This is a genomic window from Acinetobacter sp. 1125_18A (genome assembly GCF_052824985.1).
Map to the genome: position 1 here is coordinate 178236 of NZ_VTDG01000005.1, position 20788 is coordinate 199023.

Annotated in this window: 17 protein-coding genes; 14 read left to right on the top strand and 3 right to left on the bottom strand. The window is 39.9% G+C overall.

From position 1 onward, the window contains the following. The 4 genes from FY049_RS11150 to hisIE all read left to right on the top strand — a co-directional run bounded on the left by FY049_RS11150 (position 1) and on the right by hisIE (position 5371). On the top strand, positions 1 to 1620 hold the full coding sequence (locus FY049_RS11150) for an ABC1 kinase family protein (protein WP_224964366.1): 1620 nt from the start codon (positions 1 to 3) through the stop codon (positions 1618 to 1620). Positions 1621 to 1750: 130 nt separating this feature from the next. Further along, complete coding sequence (locus FY049_RS11155) at positions 1751 to 2833, top strand: patatin-like phospholipase family protein (protein WP_446083731.1); 1083 nt, start codon at positions 1751 to 1753, stop codon at positions 2831 to 2833. A 296-nt stretch (positions 2834 to 3129) separates the two neighbouring features. Beyond that, entirely contained in the window at positions 3130 to 4419 is a 1290-nt protein-coding gene (locus tag FY049_RS11160) for an FAD-dependent oxidoreductase (RefSeq protein ID WP_224964368.1), read from the top strand. 166 nt (positions 4420 to 4585) lie between these two features. After that, positions 4586 to 5371 (top strand): bifunctional phosphoribosyl-AMP cyclohydrolase/phosphoribosyl-ATP diphosphatase HisIE, encoded by a 786-nt coding sequence (hisIE, locus tag FY049_RS11165; protein WP_105713842.1) that lies wholly within the window; start codon positions 4586 to 4588, stop codon positions 5369 to 5371. 59 nt (positions 5372 to 5430) lie between these two features. On the opposite strand, the gene FY049_RS11170 is transcribed toward hisIE, so the two are convergent. After that, positions 5431 to 7428, bottom strand: coding sequence for a PhoX family protein (locus tag FY049_RS11170; protein WP_154129441.1), 1998 nt, complete (start codon positions 7426 to 7428; stop codon positions 5431 to 5433). 261 nt (positions 7429 to 7689) lie between these two features. Between FY049_RS11170 and FY049_RS11175 the strand changes: the two genes are divergently transcribed. From FY049_RS11175 to FY049_RS11215, 9 genes are all read left to right on the top strand, one after another. Next, positions 7690 to 9183 (top strand): UvrD-helicase domain-containing protein, encoded by a 1494-nt coding sequence (locus FY049_RS11175; protein ID WP_004725463.1) that lies wholly within the window; start codon positions 7690 to 7692, stop codon positions 9181 to 9183. Between the two features lie 93 nt (positions 9184 to 9276). Then, positions 9277 to 10650 carry an ATP-binding protein gene (locus tag FY049_RS11180; RefSeq protein ID WP_446083732.1) on the top strand — a complete coding sequence of 458 codons (1374 nt, stop codon included), beginning with the start codon at positions 9277 to 9279 and terminating at the stop codon, positions 10648 to 10650. Between the two features lie 449 nt (positions 10651 to 11099). Further along, the gene (locus tag FY049_RS11185; RefSeq protein ID WP_056517450.1) at positions 11100 to 13937 is read left to right on the top strand and encodes a monovalent cation/H+ antiporter subunit A; all 2838 of its coding nucleotides are present in this window, start codon (positions 11100 to 11102) and stop codon (positions 13935 to 13937) included. A 3-nt stretch (positions 13938 to 13940) separates the two neighbouring features. Beyond that, on the top strand, positions 13941 to 14306 hold the full coding sequence (locus FY049_RS11190; protein WP_004725457.1) for a Na+/H+ antiporter subunit C: 366 nt from the start codon (positions 13941 to 13943) through the stop codon (positions 14304 to 14306). Then, the gene (locus tag FY049_RS11195) at positions 14306 to 16108 is read left to right on the top strand and encodes a monovalent cation/H+ antiporter subunit D (RefSeq protein ID WP_446083733.1); all 1803 of its coding nucleotides are present in this window, start codon (positions 14306 to 14308) and stop codon (positions 16106 to 16108) included. The genes FY049_RS11190 and FY049_RS11195 overlap by 1 nt, the downstream gene beginning before the upstream one ends. Continuing rightward, a complete protein-coding gene (locus tag FY049_RS11200) occupies positions 16109 to 16630 on the top strand; it encodes a Na+/H+ antiporter subunit E (protein ID WP_004725454.1) in 522 nt (173 codons plus the stop codon). Then, positions 16627 to 16902: a monovalent cation/H+ antiporter subunit F gene (locus FY049_RS11205; RefSeq protein WP_004725452.1), complete on the top strand. Its 276-nt coding sequence runs from the start codon at positions 16627 to 16629 to the stop codon at positions 16900 to 16902. Before FY049_RS11200 ends, FY049_RS11205 begins: the two co-directional genes overlap by 4 nt. Before the next feature lie 23 nt (positions 16903 to 16925). Beyond that, positions 16926 to 17306: a Na+/H+ antiporter subunit G gene (locus FY049_RS11210; protein ID WP_034615073.1), complete on the top strand. Its 381-nt coding sequence runs from the start codon at positions 16926 to 16928 to the stop codon at positions 17304 to 17306. Between the two features lie 322 nt (positions 17307 to 17628). Next, positions 17629 to 18255: a riboflavin synthase subunit alpha gene (locus FY049_RS11215; RefSeq protein ID WP_224964371.1), complete on the top strand. Its 627-nt coding sequence runs from the start codon at positions 17629 to 17631 to the stop codon at positions 18253 to 18255. 42 nt (positions 18256 to 18297) lie between these two features. On the opposite strand, the gene FY049_RS11220 is transcribed toward FY049_RS11215, so the two are convergent. Then, entirely contained in the window at positions 18298 to 19188 is an 891-nt protein-coding gene (locus FY049_RS11220) for a metal-dependent hydrolase (protein ID WP_056517463.1), read from the bottom strand. Positions 19189 to 19761: 573 nt separating this feature from the next. Next, positions 19762 to 20115 (bottom strand): winged helix-turn-helix transcriptional regulator, encoded by a 354-nt coding sequence (locus FY049_RS11225; protein ID WP_446083734.1) that lies wholly within the window; start codon positions 20113 to 20115, stop codon positions 19762 to 19764. 90 nt (positions 20116 to 20205) lie between these two features. On the opposite strand from FY049_RS11225, the gene FY049_RS11230 reads away from it, so the two are divergent. After that, positions 20206 to 20754, top strand: a complete 549-nt coding sequence (locus tag FY049_RS11230; protein WP_446083735.1) for an NAD(P)H-dependent oxidoreductase — start codon at positions 20206 to 20208, stop codon at positions 20752 to 20754. Positions 20755 to 20788: the final 34 nt, after the last annotated feature.

Here is a 20788-nt window from a genome sequence, read left to right on the forward strand (position 1 = left end):
ATGATTCCGCATATTGCCCGTTTATTCGAACTTTGGCGCATCGCCGCGCACTATAGACTCGACACACTGGTCCCTGCGGAAGAATTACCTGAAAAAGCTCGGCATGCTTTAGCTTTAATTCGCTTACACCCTGCGGCATGGTCAAGTAAAGAACGTAAAAACCCGCTCAAGCTTAAAGAAGCATTAGAAGAAATGGGGCCTTTAGCAATTAAGCTGGGCCAATTACTTTCCACGCGTCGTGATTTAATTCCACCTGAAATTTTACAACAATTGGTTTTATTACAAGATCGGGTTAAACCCTTCGAGGTCAATATTGCAAAAGAGCGTATTGAGCAATCGCTGAAAGCCAATATTTCTACAATTTTTGCCCGTTTTGATGAGCAACCTTTGGCTGCTGCATCTATTGCACAAGTCCATACTGCTGCGCTCCATGATGGTCGTGAAGTGGTGGTAAAAGTCACTCGTCCAGATATCCGCAGTCAGATTCTACAGGATTTTGAAATTCTGCAATGGCTTGGAGCAAGTTTAGAAAAACGTTTGGAAGCAGCTCGTGCAGTGCATTTGTCTGAAATCATCCAGAATTATCGTCAAGTGATCTTAAATGAACTGGATCTTACACTAGAAGCAGACAATACCCGCCGTATGCGTCATTACTTCACGGGTTCAAGCATGATGTATGTGCCTGAAGTCTATATGGACAGCAAAGATGTTATGGTTGCTGAGCGAATCACAGGCGTTCCCATTTCAGATATTGAAACCTTTGAAAAGCTCGGGATGGATCGTAAAGATCTTGCTGAAAAGGGTTTAACGATTTTCTTTACGCAAGTATTTCGTGACAATTTCTTCCATGCTGATATGCATCCCGGCAACGTATTTGTTGAAACATTAAATCCAAGCCACCCTCGTTATATTGCCCTTGACTGTGCGATTATGGGTGAGCTATCTAAACAAGATCAGATGACCGTTGCACGTATGTTGCTTGCGGTCATGAACAGCGACTTCTTACAACTGATTCAAATTGTGCATCAGGCAGGCTGGATTCCACCGGGCACTGATCAAGATGCGCTATCCCGTGAAATGCGTCGCACAGTTGGACCAATGGTGTCCAAACCGATGCATGAATTGGACTTTGCAGGTATCTTGATTCAAGTCATGGACATTGCGCGTCGTTTCCATTTAGAAATTCCACCACAATTGATGTTATTACTCAAAACACTAGTACATGTGGAAGGTTTAGGTACCGATTTATATCCTGAACTCGACATTTGGAAACTGGCAAAACCGATTCTCACCGAATGGGTAAAAGCACAAATGAATCCTCAGAAAAACTTAAAAGAGTTAGGACAGAAAATTCCTGATTTACTTTTAGGCGCACAGGATTTCCCAACCTTGATGGTTGACAGTTTAAATGGTTTAAAGAACCAATCTGCATGGCATGCTAAACAGCTGCATGAGTTGCAAATGATGCGTTTAGAGGTGGAACAACAACAAAAACGTAGCTGGATTTTCGGCAGCATCATGGCGATTTTGCTCTCTATTGCAATCATTGCACCGTGGTATATTTCAATTGTCTTGATTGTCTTGGCCACTGTTTTAGCAGTTTGGCGGATTGCCAAATAACACGATTCAGCCTATTCAATGAATAGGCTTTTTTGTCTATGACTGCTAAGTCACTGAGTGACAGCTCTCGCCATTGTTCAATCTATCACGCACTCTAAAATAAAAAATATTCGTTTGAGTGAGTGAAATTATGACCCAAATTCTACAAAAACGCCCTGCAGCAATCACCTTACGTGCAGGCTCACTCGCCAAACAACACATACAACAAGAAGGCTTATCTGCACATCAAGTCGATATGATTCCCGGCGCAGCTGGTGGCCCTAAAGGCATTGGTTTAATGGGCTTGGATCAGGCGATTTTCGGTGATTTTCTACAACGTACCAAACAACGACGTTTTTTAATTGGTTCATCCGTCGGTGCATGGCGCTTTGCTGGAATTTTAGCGCAAGGTGAACTACTTGGTCCTGAGCGTTTGGCAGAGTTATATATCAACTTGCCCTTTCATAAAAAGATGACCATTGCAGAGATTGAGAAAATATCTCGCGAGATGCTGTACAGCATTTTAGACCAACACAGCCAAAAATTGGTCGAACATCCCGAATATCACCTTACGATTATCGCAGCCAAAGCAGAACATTTATTTCAAAGTGATCAAAAGCTTGCACTGTATAGTTCCTTACTCGGTATTATCGGCAGTAATGCAATTTCAAGAAATCACCTGAATAAATTTATGCAACGGGTCATCTGTCAGCCTGCTCAGTTCCCACAATTTAAAATTCAGGATGACGCTTTTAAAACCCATTATTTAAATTTTAATCAGCACAATGTTGCGGATTGGCTGATGGCCTCAGATTCGATTCCGGCAGTTACACCTGCGGTAAAAAATATTGCTGATGCGCCACAAGGCGCGTATCGAGATGGTGGTTTGATCGACTATCACATTGATTTGCCTTTTGAAAGTAAAGGGATTGTTTTATATCCACATTTTGCCGACAGCATCATCCCAGGCTGGTTTGACAAAATGTTTAAATCTCGCACCGCCAATCCTGCAAACCAAGCACGGACTTTACTGATCTCACCTTCTCAAGACTATTTAAAATCTTTGCCTTTAGGACGTTTACCGGATCGTAAAGATTTTGTGATGAAAGGTCTGGATGACCAGAAGCGAAAACAATTGTGGAAGCAGTCTGTGGCAGAAAGTCAGCGACTAGGTGATGAATTTTTAGAAATGGTGGAGAAACAAAATTTTGCTGAAGTGATGCTAGATTTATAATTATTCTCCCCCATTGATCACCTCATCCAGCGATCAATAAATATGATTTTCAATAACTTAAATACATCACAACAGCATTCTCGATGACTTGAGATATAAGCCTGAGACATGAGCCAGTCATGGCTAGGCTTCAAATCATGTATTTTTGTACTGAATTTAACCCGTGTCTGGCCTCGTCTATATGTGTTGATTTTTTACTAAGATCAATTAGGGAATAAAGAGCTTGATTCAAATTAGCGCTTGTTAATTCCCTGCTTTTTGTTAAATTTAAATCATTCAAAGCACTTACTCTAATAATGACTCAAACTAAAACACCAAAATTTGCCATCGTCGGTGCAGGAACAGCAGGGCTTGCTACAGCAATTTTACTCGCACAACAAAATATCCAGGTTACTATTTTTGAGAAAGTATCTGAGCTTGAACCTGTCGGTGCTGGCTTATTGCTTCAACCGTCTGGACTTGCAGTTTTTGAGCACTTAGGTGTGCTTGATGATGCGGTTAAACTCGGTGCAATGGTCACAGGCTTAGAGGGACAACTCGCCAATGGTTTTAAACTGGTAGATAGTCATTATGCCCAAGCCCATCCCGATTTTTATGGTTTAGGTATCCATCGAGCAAGCTTATGTCATGTCTTGCAAAACAAATGCCATGAATTTCCTGAACTGATCACTTGGCACATGAATGCCGATATTGAAAAACTTAAAGAATCAGCAGATGAAATCCGAGTTTTGGGTAGGATCAATGGTGAATCTTTTGATGAAGTCTTTGATAGCGTTATTGTTGCCAATGGTGCACGAAGCCAGTTAAGACCGATCGAATGGGTTAAAATCGATCAAGCTTACCCTTGGGGCGCGAAATGGACTATTGTGCCTGAATGCTTGCAGCTTGATACTCAAATTTTGCACCAATTTTATGATCGCTCTAAGATCATGATGGGAATCCTACCTACAGGCGCAATTCCCACTCAGCCCAAGCAACGACTTTCCAGCATCTTCTGGAGTCTTCCAACCGATCAGCTTGGAAATTTTTTGCCTCATCAACAAGCCCGTGCTGAGTGGTTAAAAACGCTATCCAAACGCTGGAAGCCCGCAGCTGAATGGTTAGAGCAAGTAATCGCTAATCCTGAAGAAAAACAACAATGGCTTTCTGCCCATTATCGCGATGTAGTGCTTTCTAAATTTGGGCAAGGTCGCATCGGTATCATTGGAGACGCTGCACATGCCATGAGCCCACAGCTTGGACAAGGTGCAAATATGGCGCTTTTAGATGCATGGGCTTTGGGACAAGCAGTTCAAGTTGCCCGAAACAATCAAACGATCGATTATGCAAAGCTATGGCAGTGCTATCACCAACATCGCAAAAGCTCATCTGCATTCTATCAATTTTTAAGCCGTTTACTCACGCCCCTTTACCAGTCTGATCTTTGGTGGGCAGGCGGTTTACGAGATCTAAGCTTCTCTTGGATGTACCGTATCCCTTATTTTCGTAAAGAAATGGCAATCACTGTGTCGGGATTAAAATCGGGTATGTTTAGTCAAATGAAGTATGAAGATATTGCTCGATCATCCTTGGCAAGAGAAAAATGATCCACACTCAAGTTGCCAATTCTGTAATTTTAAAACGTGAGCAAGCGTTTCAATCTCGACTCAATCCATAATCAATATTTTCCTAAAATGCTGGAAATAACGTACACTATACAACCGCTGCCATGTCAACGTAGCGCTCTTTCTTTTTATAACTTGGTGAAATCCTATGAACAATCTGCAATGGCTCGATGAAGTAAAATTTAACGAACAAGGACTTATTCCTGCTATTGCACAACATCATCAAACTGGACGTATTTTGATGGTGGCATGGATGAACCGTGAAGCATTACAACTGACTGCTGAAAAAATGCAGGGCGTTTATTTTTCTCGTTCACGAAATAAATTATGGTTTAAAGGCGAAGAGTCTGGCCATTTTCAAACCGTTTACGAAATCCGTTTAGACTGTGATGCAGATGTCATCGTCTTACAAATCGAACAGCATGGTGGAATCGCCTGCCATACAGGTCGAGAGTCTTGCTTCTATCGCAAGCTCACTGCAACTGGTTGGGAAATTGTCGATGCACAATTAAAAGATCCAAATGCAATATACGGTGAAAAACCTTCATCGAATCCGCATAGCATTGCCATGAATACATCCAATGCGCAGGCTGAACAGGTCGAAGTATTGGGTTATTTAGGCAAAATGATGGCTGAACGTAAAGCAGCTGATCCAGATTCTTCTTATGTGGCAAAGCTTTACCACAAAGGTTTAAATAAAATCTTAGAGAAAATTGGTGAAGAAAGTATTGAAACCATCATTGCCGCAAAAGATTTTAAATCTGAAGCGTGTGAAGATCATAAAAATGATCTGATCTATGAAGTTGCAGATCTATGGTTCCATACCATTGTGATGCTTGGCTATTTTGAGTTGGATGTGCAATTGGTACTCAACGAGCTTGCACGCCGTCAAGGGCTTTCTGGCTTAGTTGAAAAAGCCAATCGAGATCATTAATTTGGGATTTATAAAAAAGGCAGCGAAATTTCGCTGCCTTTTTTATTCAAAAATCGAAATTAAGAAGATTTTTTCTCAACCGAAGGGGCAATCGGGTCTGCTGTTAAATAACCCACTGCTGCTGCAAAACGGTCTTTATAATTCGCACGAATCAAAGGATCTAAAGTTGCTTGAACCTTACTATGTAAAGAACCCCAATCCCCTGGATGCTGGAAGTTACTCATAATATAAGTCCAACCATTGATTGAATCGACTGCATGTAAACCTGTAGATTCAGCACCTGCTGGGCAAGAAAGAATACGATCTAATTTCTTGGTGTCTACGTTATACGCCCATAAGTAGTTATTCACATGGTTACCACTGTCTTCACCAATGAATAATGTACGGAATGTTTCAGAGAACTTTAAGTTATCTGCACTTGCAATCGTGTTTGGATCAGAAGTATTACCAATACCTAGTGGATCAGCAGCCGCATCAATATCCTTACCGATTAACAGCATATGCGATTGATAAGGTACCCACTCACTGACGATTGGACTACCTGATTTATCACTCTTAGACCCTGCTAGATCATGTGCAACAATTCCACCTGCTGAAATTTTCTTAGCGAATGACACGTTATGCGTATCGACCCAAGCCGCATTGCCTTTGATCATTGAATCTTGAATATTGGCTAAAGCAGAATAAGCAACTTTGTCTTTGGCATTGACTGTTGTGCCTTCCATTTTTGTAAATGCCATACTACCGCCCATCAAAGCAGCGTAACGATGGGTCTCTAAGAATGCTGCTGCTTTTTCCATTCCAGGTTTAACTTTCACCCAAATGGTTTTCTTTTGTAGAATGATTTTAGTATAGCTTGCATCTTGTGGATCTTTGTCCAAGCTTTCCATGATCTCTGTTGGTTGAATATTTCTAACATTCACCAAATCTTCAATTTCTTGGCTAGTTGCATGACCCAATTTAATCCATTGAATTTGTGCCGTTGAGGTTTCATTCAACTCATTCAAATACTTCGCAACATACAATGTTCCCGCAGATAAGTCTTTTTCTTTATCTGCAACAAACATGAACAAGCCACCATTGGTATAGTCATCACCCATTAACGCAGTACGATTATCTGGCATAACTTGGATCAGTTCATGTGAGATACGACCTAAACAATAATGTTTTTTTGCAGTACCTGTACCATCTTTGTTCACTGTAATTTCAGGCAAATGTCCATAGTTGTATGGTTTTGCTGAGGTTTCATCACCATAGACGTTTTTACTATAGGCTTTCATTGTTGCCATATCAGTGCCTAAGCCCTGACCAAATGCATCTGGCTCGTATTCTTCACTTGAAAGGTGTGTTCCCCAAGGCGATAAACTTGCACCACACGTAATCCATAAACCATGTGCTTTAGACATATCGACATTATGATATTTAACTAAAGTTAAATGACCTGTTTTCGGGTCTTGATCCAGTGAAATTACCCCAATTGGTGATGGCAATTTACCATACATATCATTGCCAGCTAAATCACGAGTGGTATATTCAAATTGCACCACCGCAAATACTGGGTTGCCTTTTACACCATCAACCTTGGCATCTTTCACTGTCAATAATGAAGTACCATCTGGGCAATCTGAAAAGAATTGACGTTCTTTGCCAGCTACAGATTTATCCATAATTGGTTGGTTTTTAATATCATAATAACCACCAGCCAAGATCTTCCCACCTTTTCCATCACTGATCATATCGCCTGTTTGGAAGAAGGTCTTATAGGCAAGTTTGTAGTCAGTCTTGCTATTGTCATCCCAAGTTACAGCTAATCCAGAAGCAACTGTTGTTGTTGCCATTGCTGCTGCATTTGCCAATGTTGGTGCATCCATCGGCGTAAATGTTGCAGATTTTAATTTAGCTGGATTGATCGGCGGTTTAACTGCAGTATTTTTATCATCATCGTTACAACCTGCTAGTGTGGCTGAAGTTGCCATTGCCCCAAGTGGAAGAAATGGAATGCTGGCTAACCAAGTAAGCACTTCACGGCGTGTATGTCGGCTGGCTGAATTTGTCATAACTTTATCCGAATATGTTTTAGAATTTTCCCGTGCTCAGTTTAGAAAGCAGTTATGACAATCTAGTTTCACTTTTAAGTCATTTTAAAGACAAAAGCCCCAATACCTCATATTATGATAAAAATGATCAGGATACGCCCCGCAGATTCTTAGCATAGTCGTTTAAATAACATCTTGTTAGATTTCACCCTAGTGCTGAGCAATTTTTGCTATACTCTGTCCCATATTGAATTTTCAAGCTAATAAGATTTTATAAATACTGTGCCTTATTCTTTTACACCCACATCTGAGCAAAGCTTTGCAATCGCAGAAGCGAAAAAAGGACAATCATTTAAAGTGATTGCCTATGCTGGCACAGGTAAAACCACGACTTTGCAGTTAATCAGTGATGCGATGACGGAGCGCCGTGGGATGTATTTGGCTTTTAATAAGGCAATTGCCACAGAAGCACAGAATAAATTTCATCAAAATGTAGATTGCCGCACCTTCCACTCTTTGGCTTTTCGTAGTGTGTCGCGTGGAGTAACCGATAAATTACGCCTGCCGCGTTTAAGTCCCAGCTTTATTGCCAAAGAATATCGCCTCGAACCGATCACACTTAGACGTTTAATGGGCGGGCGTTATGAAAAATATGTGCTAATGCCCAGCCGTTTGGCGAGTTTAGTTGCCAATGCTGTAAGCTATTTCTGCTCGACCAGCTCACAATATCCAGCACCACGTCATATCCAAGCACCAAGTTGGCTGCATGCAGATGATATCGAGTCTTTACAAAAACATCTTTACCCTGCTGTAGAAAGACGTTGGTTAGAGTCGATTGATACCAATCATCAAGCAGGCATAGGTCATGATATTTATTTAAAACTCTGGGCATTATCAGATCCATTTATTCCGGCAGATTATGTGCTCTTTGATGAAGCACAAGATGCAGATCCATTAATGCTTGGTATTTTATTGCGTCAGCGTAATACTCAAGTGATTTATGTGGGTGATGCACATCAACAAATTTACGCATGGCGTGGTGCGGTCAATGCCATGCAACAAATGCCACTTCCTGAATCTCGTTTAACCACTTCATTCCGTTTTGGTGATGCGATTGCAGATGTGGCCAATCATTTGCTCGGTGCATTGGATGAAACTGTGCCTTTATTGGGCAATCCTGAAATGAAATCGAGTGTGGTCAATAAACCACATACTAAAATGCGTGATGCGATTTTATGTCGCACCAATGCACGTGCAATGGAGTTGCTTCTTTCTGGTCTCGTGCAAGGCGATAAAGTTGGACTACAAGCCGATCATGCAAAACTCAACCGTTTTGTTGATGCGGCAAGTTTGCTTAAACAAGGCAAACGTGTTGTGGATGTGCCTGAACTGGCCTGGTTTAACTCTTGGCATGATGTACATGAATACTGTGAAACCAATGACGGTAGTGATATCAAACCCTTAGTCAAATTGGTTGACGATCACGGTACGGAACCACTCAAAAAAGCACTTGCTAAAATAACCCCAATAGAGCAAGCTGATTATGTGATTTCAACAGCACATAAGGCCAAAGGGCTAGAATGGAATCGTGTCCATATCGAAGATGATTACCAATTTAAAATAAACGGTTTAGAACATAAAATCAGCGATGAAGAATTAAGACTGTTATATGTCGCCTGTACACGGGCGAAGGTCAGCTTAAATATTCATCACATCTATGATCTCGTGCAACAATTGAAAGTAAAAGCGCCATTTAAAAATAAAGCAACAGCATAAAGTTTTTGACCAATTCATCTGTCACAGCGAAAAAAATCGCAAGGTGAAAATATCAACAGCCTTTTATGCTGTCAGTCAATTTTCAGGTATCCTATGAAACTAGCAGCAATTCATTTTCGCCACACATACCATTTTGCTGATTTAAAAATAGACTTTAATTATAAAAACAAACCAATCAGTTTAATTGTTGGCGAACAAGCCAGTGGAAAAACGGCAATTATTAAAAATATTTACCAAGCTTTGACTTGGTTTCCTGCACGTCTAAAAGATTTGCGCACACCTGGTGTGGTAATGCTCGACCAAGACATTATGCAAGATCGAGTGCAATCCAAAATAGATGTTAAAATCAGTTTCCCAATAGAGTTTGGTCAACTCGCAGAAAGCACTGCAACAGCAGAACAAGATCCACAAAGTTGTCATTGGCAATTATATAAAACCTTAAATAGTTCTGGTGTTGGTCTGAGTAAAGTTGACTTAGTACAACTCGAACAATTGGTAGAACGTTATAATCTAGTGCTCAAAAAAGATCCTGTTCAAGGCTTACCTTTAATTGCCTACTACCCTGCTGAACGATTTGTAAATGAAGTGAATATTCTCAATAAAAATAATCCTATTATTTTACAAGCGCACAATGCTTATGAATTAGTACCGATTCCATATACCACCTTTGCACGATTTTTCGAATGGTTTCGAGAAATCAGTGATATCGAAAATGCACAAATCGCGCAACTTTTTCAAAGTGTTTTAGCACAAAAAGAATCTTCAAATCAAAGTGATGAGGATTTTCAAAGTATTTTATTTCAAGCCCGTGCTCAGTTACATGCACCCAGCTTAAAAGCCTTAAAGCAAAGCTTGAGTATTGTCCTTCCTGAAGTCACAGATCTCTATTTAGAATATCAACCCAAATTACAACTGATGGTCACTTATAAAAATCAAAGTCTGACTTACTCACAACTGTCGAATACAGTTAAAAATTGGCTGGCCTTAGTCGGTGATTTGGTGCGTCGTATATGCATACTCAATCCTTTAAGCCTTTATCCTTGTGAAGAAGGTGAAGGCATCTTACTGATTGATCAAATTGATGTTGATTTAGACCAATTTGGCCTACAGTTAATTCTCGATCGTTTAAATCAAGCCTTTCCTCGTTTACAGATCATTGCTACAGCCAGTCATGAAGAGCTGCTTGAGCAAGCCGACGAATATCAATGTTTTAAACTGGACAATAAAAAGCTTTATGAAATCCAGAACAATAAAGTGTGGCAAGAATACCAAGATATTTATGCAAACTTACTCAAAGAAGTTCCCAAAAGCGCTGAACAGGATTTGCTTGAACCCGAACCCAATCTGCCAGTAAATGTTCAACAGCTTTTTGAGCAGTTTAAACACCTGAGTGAAGAACAAAAGACCGAATTAAAACGTTTAATGCAGTCTGGTGATGACCAAACGTCACATAAGTTCTTATTATAAAAAACCTCAGGCTAAACCCGTCAATAGCAGACAGTGAATGATCATCAATTGTGAAACACTGTCTTTTATACTCCATTCTCAAATCATGAATATATTCACGTTCATATTCATTGTTCTATAAAATTCCAAACGCACTAGATTGATGGTTACCGCATGATTTTCAAGCAGCAAAAATTCACATGAAGCGTATAATTACAAATGTTTGCGTAAAAAACGACAAAATAAATTGATGTTATTCTACTCATGTAATAAGATGAAAAAATCAATTTAAATTAGATTTTTCAATGCAAATTGATTTTCTAATCGCTTTCTCAAGTTGCGCAACACAACTCATTTTTTAATTACTAATTTAATTCGGCTTTCAAGATTTAAGTTATTGGACTGTTCCTTGCATTCCTCAAATCCTTGAAAGATAAGATTCACATAGGTTTCACGACCTATTCACGACAATGGATACGCGTGTGCTTCCGATTATTATTCTTTTACCATTAATACTTGGCACTATCGTTGTTCTGTGGCTGAAGCAATTCTCTCGCGGGGTAACAGCCTTAGGGGCAATCGGGGTCAGTTTAAGCAGTTTTATCTTGCTGCTGACTCAAGCGAAAACAGTATTAAGTGGACAAGCCGTTTTAGAGCAGTGGCAATGGCTACCTCAAATTGGTATTGATTTTAGTTTCCGATTAGATGCGTTAAGTTTAATTTTTTCATTGCTGATCACGGGGATCGGCACACTGATTTATATCTATGCCTATTATTATCTAAACCCAAAAAATTCTCTCAGTAAGCTCTATGCATTGTTGATGCTATTTATGGCCGCAATGTTGGGTATTTCTTTATCGAATAATTTAATTATTTTATTGGTTTTTTGGGAATTGACCAGTATTTCATCATTCTTGTTAGTAGGCTATTGGAGTAACTACGACGCCGCGCAACGTGGTGCACGGATGGCACTCACCATCACAGGTATGGGTGGCTTAGCCATGCTAGGTGGATTTATTCTGATTGGTCAAATCGCAGGAACCTATCAAATTGACCAACTCACCATGATGGCGAGTACAATTCAAAATAGTGGTTTATTTGTTCCCGCTTTATTGTTGATTTTATTGGGTGCTTTTACCAAAAGTGCGCAATTCCCCTTCCATTTCTGGTTGCCTAATGCCATGGCAGCACCAACCCCTGTCTCAGCCTATCTGCATTCAGCAACCATGGTAAAAGCAGGGATTTTTCTGGTTGCACGCTTACTGCCAATCTTTGTTGGCTCAGCACTGTTCCATAATCTTGTCACCACAATTGGCCTGCTGACCTTATGTATGGCGGCATTTTTTGCCATCTTTAAAGAAGATTTAAAAGGCTTACTGGCTTATTCAACCATCAGTCATTTAGGTCTGATCATGTGCCTTTTGGGTATAGGCTCACCTTTAGCCGTGGCTGCTGCAGTTTTCCATATTATCAATCATGCAACCTTTAAAGCGGCATTATTTATGCTCGCTGGGATCATTGACCATGAATCTGGTACACGGGATTTAAGAAAGTTAAGTGGGCTTTGGCAACTTCTTCCATTTACAGCAACATTAACCATGATTACCGCTGCAAGTATGGCGGGTGTACCTTTGACCAATGGCTTTATCTCGAAAGAAATGTTCTTTACTGAGCTATTGGCAAACTTATCTGGTGGCTATGTTGTGTTAGCAGCGATTGTTGCAACATTGGCAGGTTTATTTGCGGTTGCTTACTCGGTTCGTCTGGTACATGGCGTATTTTTTGATGGTGATGTGGGGCCTAATGTTCCCAATAAAAATGCCCATGAGCCGCCAATCGGTATGCGATTTCCAGCAATCATATTGGCAACTTTATGTATTTTAGTGGGGATCATTCCTGCACTGTTGGTTGAAAACATTGTCAATGCGGGAACACGTGCATCAACACAAATTGCCAGTTTTGAAGGGGTTCATTTAGCCATCTGGCATGGTTTTAATTTACCGTTACTGATGAGTGCAATTGCCTTAATTGGTGGTGTGATTTTCTATTTCGCCTTGGCCAAAGGCGGGCGAATTCGTGAAATTGATCTTGATCCACGCTTAGGTCGTTTCCAAGGCAAATTATTATTTGAAGATTTCCTTAAAAATCTCTTGCTGATTTCACGCAAAATTAAGAAAAAGACTGAAACTGGCTCATTACAAAATTATTTATTGTGGATTTTGGCCTTAAGTATTGCCGTGGTTGCCACGCCATTGATCAACCAAAATTTAACCACAGGAACACGTGAACTCACACATGCGCCCTTTACTGCGATCGTGCTGTGGTTGTTATTGTTCTCTGCCTGCTGGATGATGCTGTGGTTCCACCATGAACGTATCAAAGCGGTTCTGATTAGTGGTGCAATTGGTTTGGTCGTGACGATGATTTTCATCACACTCTCTGCGCCAGACTTAGCACTGACACAAATTACCGTGGATGTTGTCACAACAGTTCTGCTATTGATGAGTTTATCACTGCTTCCTCAATTAACCCCTTATGAATCCAGCCAAACCCGTCGTTGGCGTGATGCAGTCATTGCAATTGGTGGCGGTATTGGTATTGGTTGGATTACCTGGTTAATCATGACACGTGATCATAACTCGATTTCATGGTTCTTTGTTCAGCAGTCAATTCCGTTAGGCGGTGGCTCAAACATCGTCAATGTCATTCTGGTTGATTTCCGTGGTTTCGATACCTTTGGTGAAATTGCCGTATTGGGTATCGCAGCCATTGGTGCACTGTGCATGATGGATGGAATGCGTGCACATGGCACTACGATCACTCAAGGCCTGAGCTATCGTTTCAATCCATCACCGCTGATGTTCCGTATGACGGCTTCATGGGTACTGCCGATCGCACTTGTGGTAAGTCTGTATATTTTCCTGCGAGGACATAATTATCCAGGTGGTGGCTTTATTGCAGGCCTAATTACCTCTATGGCATTGGTGATTCAATATATCGCGATTGGACAAGATCAGGCTGAAAAAATGCTGCGTGCTCAATCTGGTCGTTTATATGAAATCTGGATTGGTTTAGGGCTGATCATTGCTGGGCTTTCAGGTCTTGCTTCATGGTTCTGGGCACGTCCATTTCTCACCAGTGCACATATTTATGTGGAATCAGGATTGTTTGGCAAATTCCATCTTGCCTCTGCTGCCGGATTTGACCTTGGCGTATACGTCACGGTTGTTGGTGCAGCCATGTTACTCATTTCTGTTTTAGGCGACTCTAGACATTCAAGCATGTCTGGTCCAGTACCCAAGGAGTAATGCATGATCAGTTTAGAATTTTTAATTGCATCTGCGATTGGATTATTGGTTGCCTCAGGAATTTATCTGATTCTTCGTGCACGTACCTTTCCAGTCGTTCTTGGATTAGCCATGATTGGCTATGCGGTCAATATCTTCCTGTTTTCGATGGGAAGAATACAAATCAGTTCACCTGCGATTTTAACTCAAGCCAGTAAAGTCACTGACCCTTTGCCTCAAGCTTTAGTGCTAACCGCAATTGTCATTGGCTTTGCAACGACTGCATTTATCGTTCAATTGGCATTACGCAGTCGTTATGAGTCTGGGACAGACCATGTAGACACCAAAGAGGAACCGAGTAATTTTGACCCACGTGAGGATGAGCCATAATGACCAGCTTTTTAGATTTTTGGTATGCTCATTCTCCAATCCTGAGTATTTTAATTCCTGCATTTACAGGCTTTATGCTGATTTTATTAGGCAATCCTGGTTCAGGCGCTTTAAAACATGATTGGCGACAACCTTGGCGCCGTGGTATTAGCTTAATCTCGGTTATGCTTGGACTCGCCACTGCGATTGCTTACCTGATTCAAGCCAATACTGGGAAAATCTTTGTTTATCAACTTGCTGAATGGTCTGCACCATTTGGGATTGTCTTGGTACTGGATCGCTTATCGGCGTTAATGCTGGTTCTCACCTACACACTTGCAGCGCCTATATTGTGGTTTGCCAGCAAAGAATGGGATGAACGTGGGCGTTATTTTCATGCCATGTTCCATCTTCTTTTAATGGGTCTGACTGGTGCATTCTTAACAGGTGACTTATTTAACCTGTTTGTATTCTTTGAAATATTACTGATGGCGTCTTATGTCTTGCTGTTACATGGTCAAGGCAAAGCCCGTTTCCAATTAGGCATTCACTACGTCACCATCAACTTACTGGCTTCTGCCCTATTCCTCATCGGTTTAGGTATGATTTATGGCAGTGTGGGCAGTTTGAATATGGCCGATGTCGGTCGTTTATTACCGACCTTGGAACATGATCAACATCGTCTTGCTATAGCAGGTGGTTTGCTTCTATTTGTTGTATTTGGCATCAAAGCAGCCATGTTACCTGTGGGTTTCTGGTTGCCAAAAACCTATGCTGTTGCCGCGACACCTGTTGCTGCTATTTTCACCATCATGACCAAAGTGGGTGTGTATGCAATTTTACGGGTCAATGGTACTGTCTTTAATGATCAGCTTGGGCAAACGATCTTTAGCAACTACTTATTGCCAATTGGTTTAGTCACATCATTATATGGTGTGATCGGTGCACTGGCAGCTGAACGCTTACGCCGCTTCGTTGGCTTTATGGTGTTATCCTCAGTCGGAACGATTTTAGTTGCCATTGCCATGTTTAACACACTAGCATGGGCTGCTGGATTGTACTACCTCGTTCACAGCACCATCATTGCCGCTTCGTTCTATTTGCTCTGTGGTTGGATTACCTCACAACGTGGTGCAATGAAAGATCATCTCAAAGTCGCGCCAAAGATGAAACAAGACAAAGTCATTGCCATGACGTTCTTTCTTATCGCTTTGATGATGGCAGGTTTGCCGCCATTTAGTGGTTTTTTAGGCAAAGTCTTAATCTTACAGGCAACTGCAAACTTGGCTGCACAAGGCTGGATTATTGCGATTATCTTGATTGTGAGTTTTTTAAGTATTCTGGCATTTACACGAGTCGGATTTATCCTGTTTTGGCGAGCGACGACACCTGAGGACAACCCGAAAGAAGAGGCTTATACAGCCTATCAGGACTTACCCGAGCAAGCTCCTGCACGCAATGACAAAAGCGTTTACCTGCTATTGGCAGGACTGATTGTCTATGTGGTTTGTGCTGCTCCAATTTTAAATTATGTTGAAAAAACAGCGCTGCAAGTTTCTGATGCATCACTTTATCAACAGCGTATTTTAAAATTGGATGGGCATGGTGAAACTATCAGTGTACAACCTTTCGATCCGCACTATGTACCTGAAACAAAATACAATGGTGAAATGGTTGATCCAAATGCACACTATATTCCTTATATCATTAGCCCAGAAACCCTAAAAGGCGAACATATCTCTGAATTTAAGCAACGCCAAATTCAGGGGCAAGAACAGCAACAACATGTTGAAAATGCTCAACTCAAGCCTATGGAGCAATAAATGCAAAATAAATCATTATTCGCTCGTATTTTACCGCATCCTTTTGTGTCGGTGATTGTGGCAATGAGTTGGCTTATGTTGAACCATAGTGCTGAAAGCTTTGATTTTGTTGTGGCAATCAGTTTGGGATTAATCATTCCTAAACTGATTCAACCCTTTATCATTCATACACCCAATATTCATTGGAAAAGCGCCATTCAATTATTTTTTGTGGTGCTATGGGACATCATCGTCAGCAATATTAAAGTTGCTAAACAAGTCTTAGGCCCAACCAAAAATCTCACCCCGAAATGGTTTCGAGTTCCATTGGAAACTGACCATGAACATGTCAATACTTTACTGGCGATGATCATTACCACCACACCAGGTACAGTCAGTGCTGGGATTGATCAAGAACGTGGCGATATTTTGGTTCATGCACTAAGTTGTGATGATGTAGATGCAGAAATTCAAGCCATTAAAACCCGCTATGAAGTTCCGTTAATCGAAATCTTTGACCTGCAACGAGGAGCACGTTCATGAGTATTTTACCTTATGCACTTGGCATTTGCCTGCTCGCAGTGACCATCTCCATGTTGTTATGTTTGATTCGTTTGGTGATGGGCCCTTCTATCGTAGATCGATTATTGGCACTGGATACATTGTTTTTAAATGCAACCTGCTTAGTTGTCATTCTTGGCATTTATTGGGCCAGCACCTCAATGTTTGAAGGTGCATTATTGGTTGCAATGCTTGGCTTTGTTTCAACTGCTGCACTGGCTCGTTATTTTACAACGGGTCATGTGGTTGATTAAGGAGAAAGTACATGGAAAATAATATGCAAATAGTCATGGAAATCATCGTTTCATTCTTCTTGATTGTCGGTGCATTTTTTACCTTGGTGGGTGGCATAGGTATGGTCAAATTACCAGACTTATTTATGCGTCTACATGCACCGACCAAATCCAGCACCTTGGGCTTAGGCAGCTTTTTAATTGCGGGGATGATTTACGCAGCGTTTAATAGTCGTTTAGGTTTTGCAGAGTTATTGATCACACTGCTTGCCTTTATCACCGCCCCAGTATCTGCAAACTTAATTGCCCAGGCAGCAATTCATTTACGTCTGCGGTCAACCTCAGGTGATGTACCTGAAGCGATTAATCGTCCTTTACCATGGCAACGTCAAAAAATCATAAAACAGTTTAAAGATAAGATTTAATTCATTTTCTGACTAATTGTTGATTGGTTGATTGGTTGGTTGGTTGGCTAAATTGAATTGGACTGAGTCTAGGTACATACTGACTTAGTCCAATTTAAGCCATAACGAAGCTTAGATCGTCTGAAATACATTATCTCAAACTATATAAAATTTTCCCTATAAAATAAGCCTGTGCAATCCTAACTGCTATATTCATTCTCTTTTAAAAAATCATCTAAGTATGATGTTTGGCTCTTCTATGCAACATAAATCTAAAATTCAGCCCTAGTCCTCTTCAATGAAATCTGTACAATAAAAATCAGCTAAATAAAAGAGATCAGCGATGTATACAGGTATCGTTCAAGGCTTAGAAAAAGTTGTAAACATCCAACAAGGTGATAATTTTACAACCCTTTATATTTCCAATGAAAATGGCTTTTTAAATGATGTTTTTATTGGCGCCAGTGTTTCGATCGATGGGACATGCCTAACCGCAACAAGTTTTGATGCTGTTGCAAATACTGCCTCATTTGATGTTTCAGCACTGACCACTTCTCTCACCACATTACAATTTTTAAAAATTGGAGATGAAGTCAATATCGAAAGATCCATCAAAGCTGGCATGGAAAACGGTGGGCATAATATTTTTGGGCATATCGAGGGTATGGCAACCATTAAAGATGTGGTTCATACCGGTGAAACGCTACACATTGATATTGTTATTCCAGATGACAATATCAAATACTTCTTTAAAAAGGGCTTTATTGGACTGCAAGGTTGCAGCTTGACTGTCAATCGCGTGGATCGAAAAACCAATGAAATTTCAGTGGATTTAATCCCAGAAACGTTACGTTTAACGACATTTAAACATGTCCAAATTGGTGGCAAACTCAATTATGAAATTGACCAAATGACCCGCACTATGGTCGATACTTTAGAAAGTATTCATCAACGTCAGCAAGAAGACTAAAAGCCAATTTTCTAAATTGGCCCTTTGATCTAAAAGATTGTCTTAACTATATAACGGCAGGTGCACTTCATCTTGGAAACTTTCCATTCCATAATCATCTGCCAGCTTTTCTTTCCAGTACGCCACAATCTTCGAATAATCAATTTCATCAGGATGAAAGTCAGATTTGTAATAAGATAAATATTCAGGAATCAATGAAATCAACATTTTAGAAATCATATATACCCCAAAGATATTTTGCGGCACTTTAGGTAAACTTTTTCTCCAGTCTTGCATAAACAAACGGGTAGCCGAATAAAACGTTAAACTTGCAAAACCCGTAGTCACATTACGCATCACTGTACGACGAGTACGATCATCTTTATAAATCGCCTGATATACATCAAATGCCACTGCACGATGCTCAATTTCTTCGATTGCATGCCATACCCAAAGTTTAACCGCATCATCATCCAGAGTGCTTAAAACTTCAGGATGACGAAGAATATAGCCACCCAATAATGCAGTAAAATGCTCAAAAGCTGCGGTAACAGCAAGTTGTAATTTTGGATGTACACTTTTAATCAGTGCATCTCGACGTGCTAACCATGCTTGAAAACTGTCTAAGTTATAATCATCACGGCGCCATGCATCATTAAATTCAGTATGGGCTTTGGAGTGCATGGCCTCTTGACCAATAAATGCTGCAATTTGCGCTTGCAATTTTTCATCCGTGATTTTGTCACGTACATTACGCACACTATGTACAAAGAACTGCTCACCAATCGGAAATGTTGAAGAAAGCGCAGTCAATAAATGTGACATCACAGGAGAATTCGCAAAAAAATGTCTGCGAATTGCTTTTGGATTAAAGCTTGGTTTACGGACTTTGATACCAATAGCTTTAGGACGATTTAAATATGATTTTTCTGCCGTCGCTTGAACTGTTGACATAAGGATAATCCTACATTTGTCTGAATTTAAGCTATATTGGCACAATCTCAATATTTGTATATTGCAGAATCATCCACACAGTTGACCTAAAATATCATTTTCAAAAAAACACATGGCTCAATTGAAAATCTAAAAAAATAAAAAACATAAGTTATTAATAAAATTAAATTTATTAAAAACAAACATATTTCTTATCTTCACAAAAAAGTGCTTTATCGTTTACACAAAGCCTAAAATCGAGATTTATAAGCATGCTTTTATTGACTTAAATGACATTTTTCAATCAGGTTGAGTTGTGTTTTAATTTTTAAAACAATCACATAGGATCTATTCAAAATTAGAACTCAATTTATGAATGTTCTCACTTGGACGGCCCAAATATAAACATTCAAAAAAGCATGTCCTTTATAGGACTCAAACAAACATGATTCGTCTAGGAACTTTTTTGTATTAAAAAAACAAACTGTTGCTTTAGTGTGATTGGCAAATTTTATTGCTAAATTGCACTTTTCGTCGCTTTTCCATAGCCGATTTAAGCCTTAAAACTGCTTCTTTCAACGCCATCACTTTAAATTAGCTTTGCGCTAAAAAGCCATGTGCCCAAGCAGATAAAGCGTCCAGTACAGGAATAAATGTTTGACCAAATGCAGTTAATTCATACACCACTTTGACTGGAGGCTTGTCACCAAATACGGTTCTGCAAATAAAACCATTCTTTTCCAGTTGCTTGAGTTGCAAACTTAAGGTCATTTCTGTGATATCTGGCATATCACGCTTAAGTTGATTAAAGCGTTTTGACTCCTCCTTTAGATAATAAAGAATCACTGTTTTCCATTTCCCACCGATTAAATCCATCACCATACTAATCGGACAATGATAAGTCTTATCGTGAAAAGTCACTTCACAGGTGTTTTGCTCAGTATTCATTTTTCTGCCAGCTATCAAAATGGATAGTTATTGTACATAAAAACTATAATATTTATATTCACTATAATTTTTATAGTGGGAAAAACCAAGATGGCATTACTGATTTTAGCGCATCCCAGTTTTACTGAATCTGTCGCAAATAAAACCATTGTCGATGAATTATCAAGAACTCAAACTGATTTAGAAATTCGCCATATTCATGATTTATATCCAGATTATCAAGTCGATATTGCTGCAGAACAAAATGCACTATTAAGACATGAGCTGATCATTTTACAATGTCCTATGTACTGGTTCAGTATACCTGCCATTTTAAAAATTTGGTTTGATCAGGTATTTACATATCAATTCGCCTATGGTTCCAAAGGAGACAAGCTTAAAAATAAAAAGCTTTTGCTGAGTATGACCATTGGCCAACCTGAGCAGAATTTTAGTACAGAACAACAGCATTCATTATTGGAGGACTTTTTATCTCCAATTCAAAAATCAGCACTTTATACCGGAATGGAATATTTAAAACCCGTGTTCTTATATGATATTTCAACTGTTTTAGGACATACACATACTGAAATCAGAACTCGGGCAAAACAACATAGCTTAAAGCTAAGTCATTATCTGCAAACGATTGACTCAGATTAATTTTTTGATTTTTTTTGAATTAAAAAGCCCGCAT

What these genes read in the sequence shown, in the direction of transcription:
- FY049_RS11210 (WP_034615073.1), top strand. Translation starts at nt 16,926, where the DNA reads ATGCAAATAGTCATGGAAATCATCGTTTCATTCTTCTTGATTGTCGGT.
- FY049_RS11155 (WP_446083731.1), top strand. Translation starts at nt 1,751, where the DNA reads ATGACCCAAATTCTACAAAAACGCCCTGCAGCAATCACCTTACGTGCA.
- FY049_RS11185 (WP_056517450.1), top strand. Translation starts at nt 11,100, where the DNA reads ATGGATACGCGTGTGCTTCCGATTATTATTCTTTTACCATTAATACTT.
- FY049_RS11190 (WP_004725457.1), top strand. Translation starts at nt 13,941, where the DNA reads ATGATCAGTTTAGAATTTTTAATTGCATCTGCGATTGGATTATTGGTT.
- FY049_RS11230 (WP_446083735.1), top strand. Translation starts at nt 20,206, where the DNA reads ATGGCATTACTGATTTTAGCGCATCCCAGTTTTACTGAATCTGTCGCA.
- FY049_RS11200 (WP_004725454.1), top strand. Translation starts at nt 16,109, where the DNA reads ATGCAAAATAAATCATTATTCGCTCGTATTTTACCGCATCCTTTTGTG.
- FY049_RS11225 (WP_446083734.1), bottom strand. Translation starts at nt 20,115, where the DNA reads ATGAATACTGAGCAAAACACCTGTGAAGTGACTTTTCACGATAAGACT.
- FY049_RS11220 (WP_056517463.1), bottom strand. Translation starts at nt 19,188, where the DNA reads ATGTCAACAGTTCAAGCGACGGCAGAAAAATCATATTTAAATCGTCCT.
- FY049_RS11215 (WP_224964371.1), top strand. Translation starts at nt 17,629, where the DNA reads ATGTATACAGGTATCGTTCAAGGCTTAGAAAAAGTTGTAAACATCCAA.
- hisIE (WP_105713842.1), top strand. Translation starts at nt 4,586, where the DNA reads ATGAACAATCTGCAATGGCTCGATGAAGTAAAATTTAACGAACAAGGA.
- FY049_RS11160 (WP_224964368.1), top strand. Translation starts at nt 3,130, where the DNA reads ATGACTCAAACTAAAACACCAAAATTTGCCATCGTCGGTGCAGGAACA.
- FY049_RS11195 (WP_446083733.1), top strand. Translation starts at nt 14,306, where the DNA reads ATGACCAGCTTTTTAGATTTTTGGTATGCTCATTCTCCAATCCTGAGT.
- FY049_RS11180 (WP_446083732.1), top strand. Translation starts at nt 9,277, where the DNA reads ATGAAACTAGCAGCAATTCATTTTCGCCACACATACCATTTTGCTGAT.
- FY049_RS11170 (WP_154129441.1), bottom strand. Translation starts at nt 7,428, where the DNA reads ATGACAAATTCAGCCAGCCGACATACACGCCGTGAAGTGCTTACTTGG.
- FY049_RS11205 (WP_004725452.1), top strand. Translation starts at nt 16,627, where the DNA reads ATGAGTATTTTACCTTATGCACTTGGCATTTGCCTGCTCGCAGTGACC.
- FY049_RS11150 (WP_224964366.1), top strand. Translation starts at nt 1, where the DNA reads ATGATTCCGCATATTGCCCGTTTATTCGAACTTTGGCGCATCGCCGCG.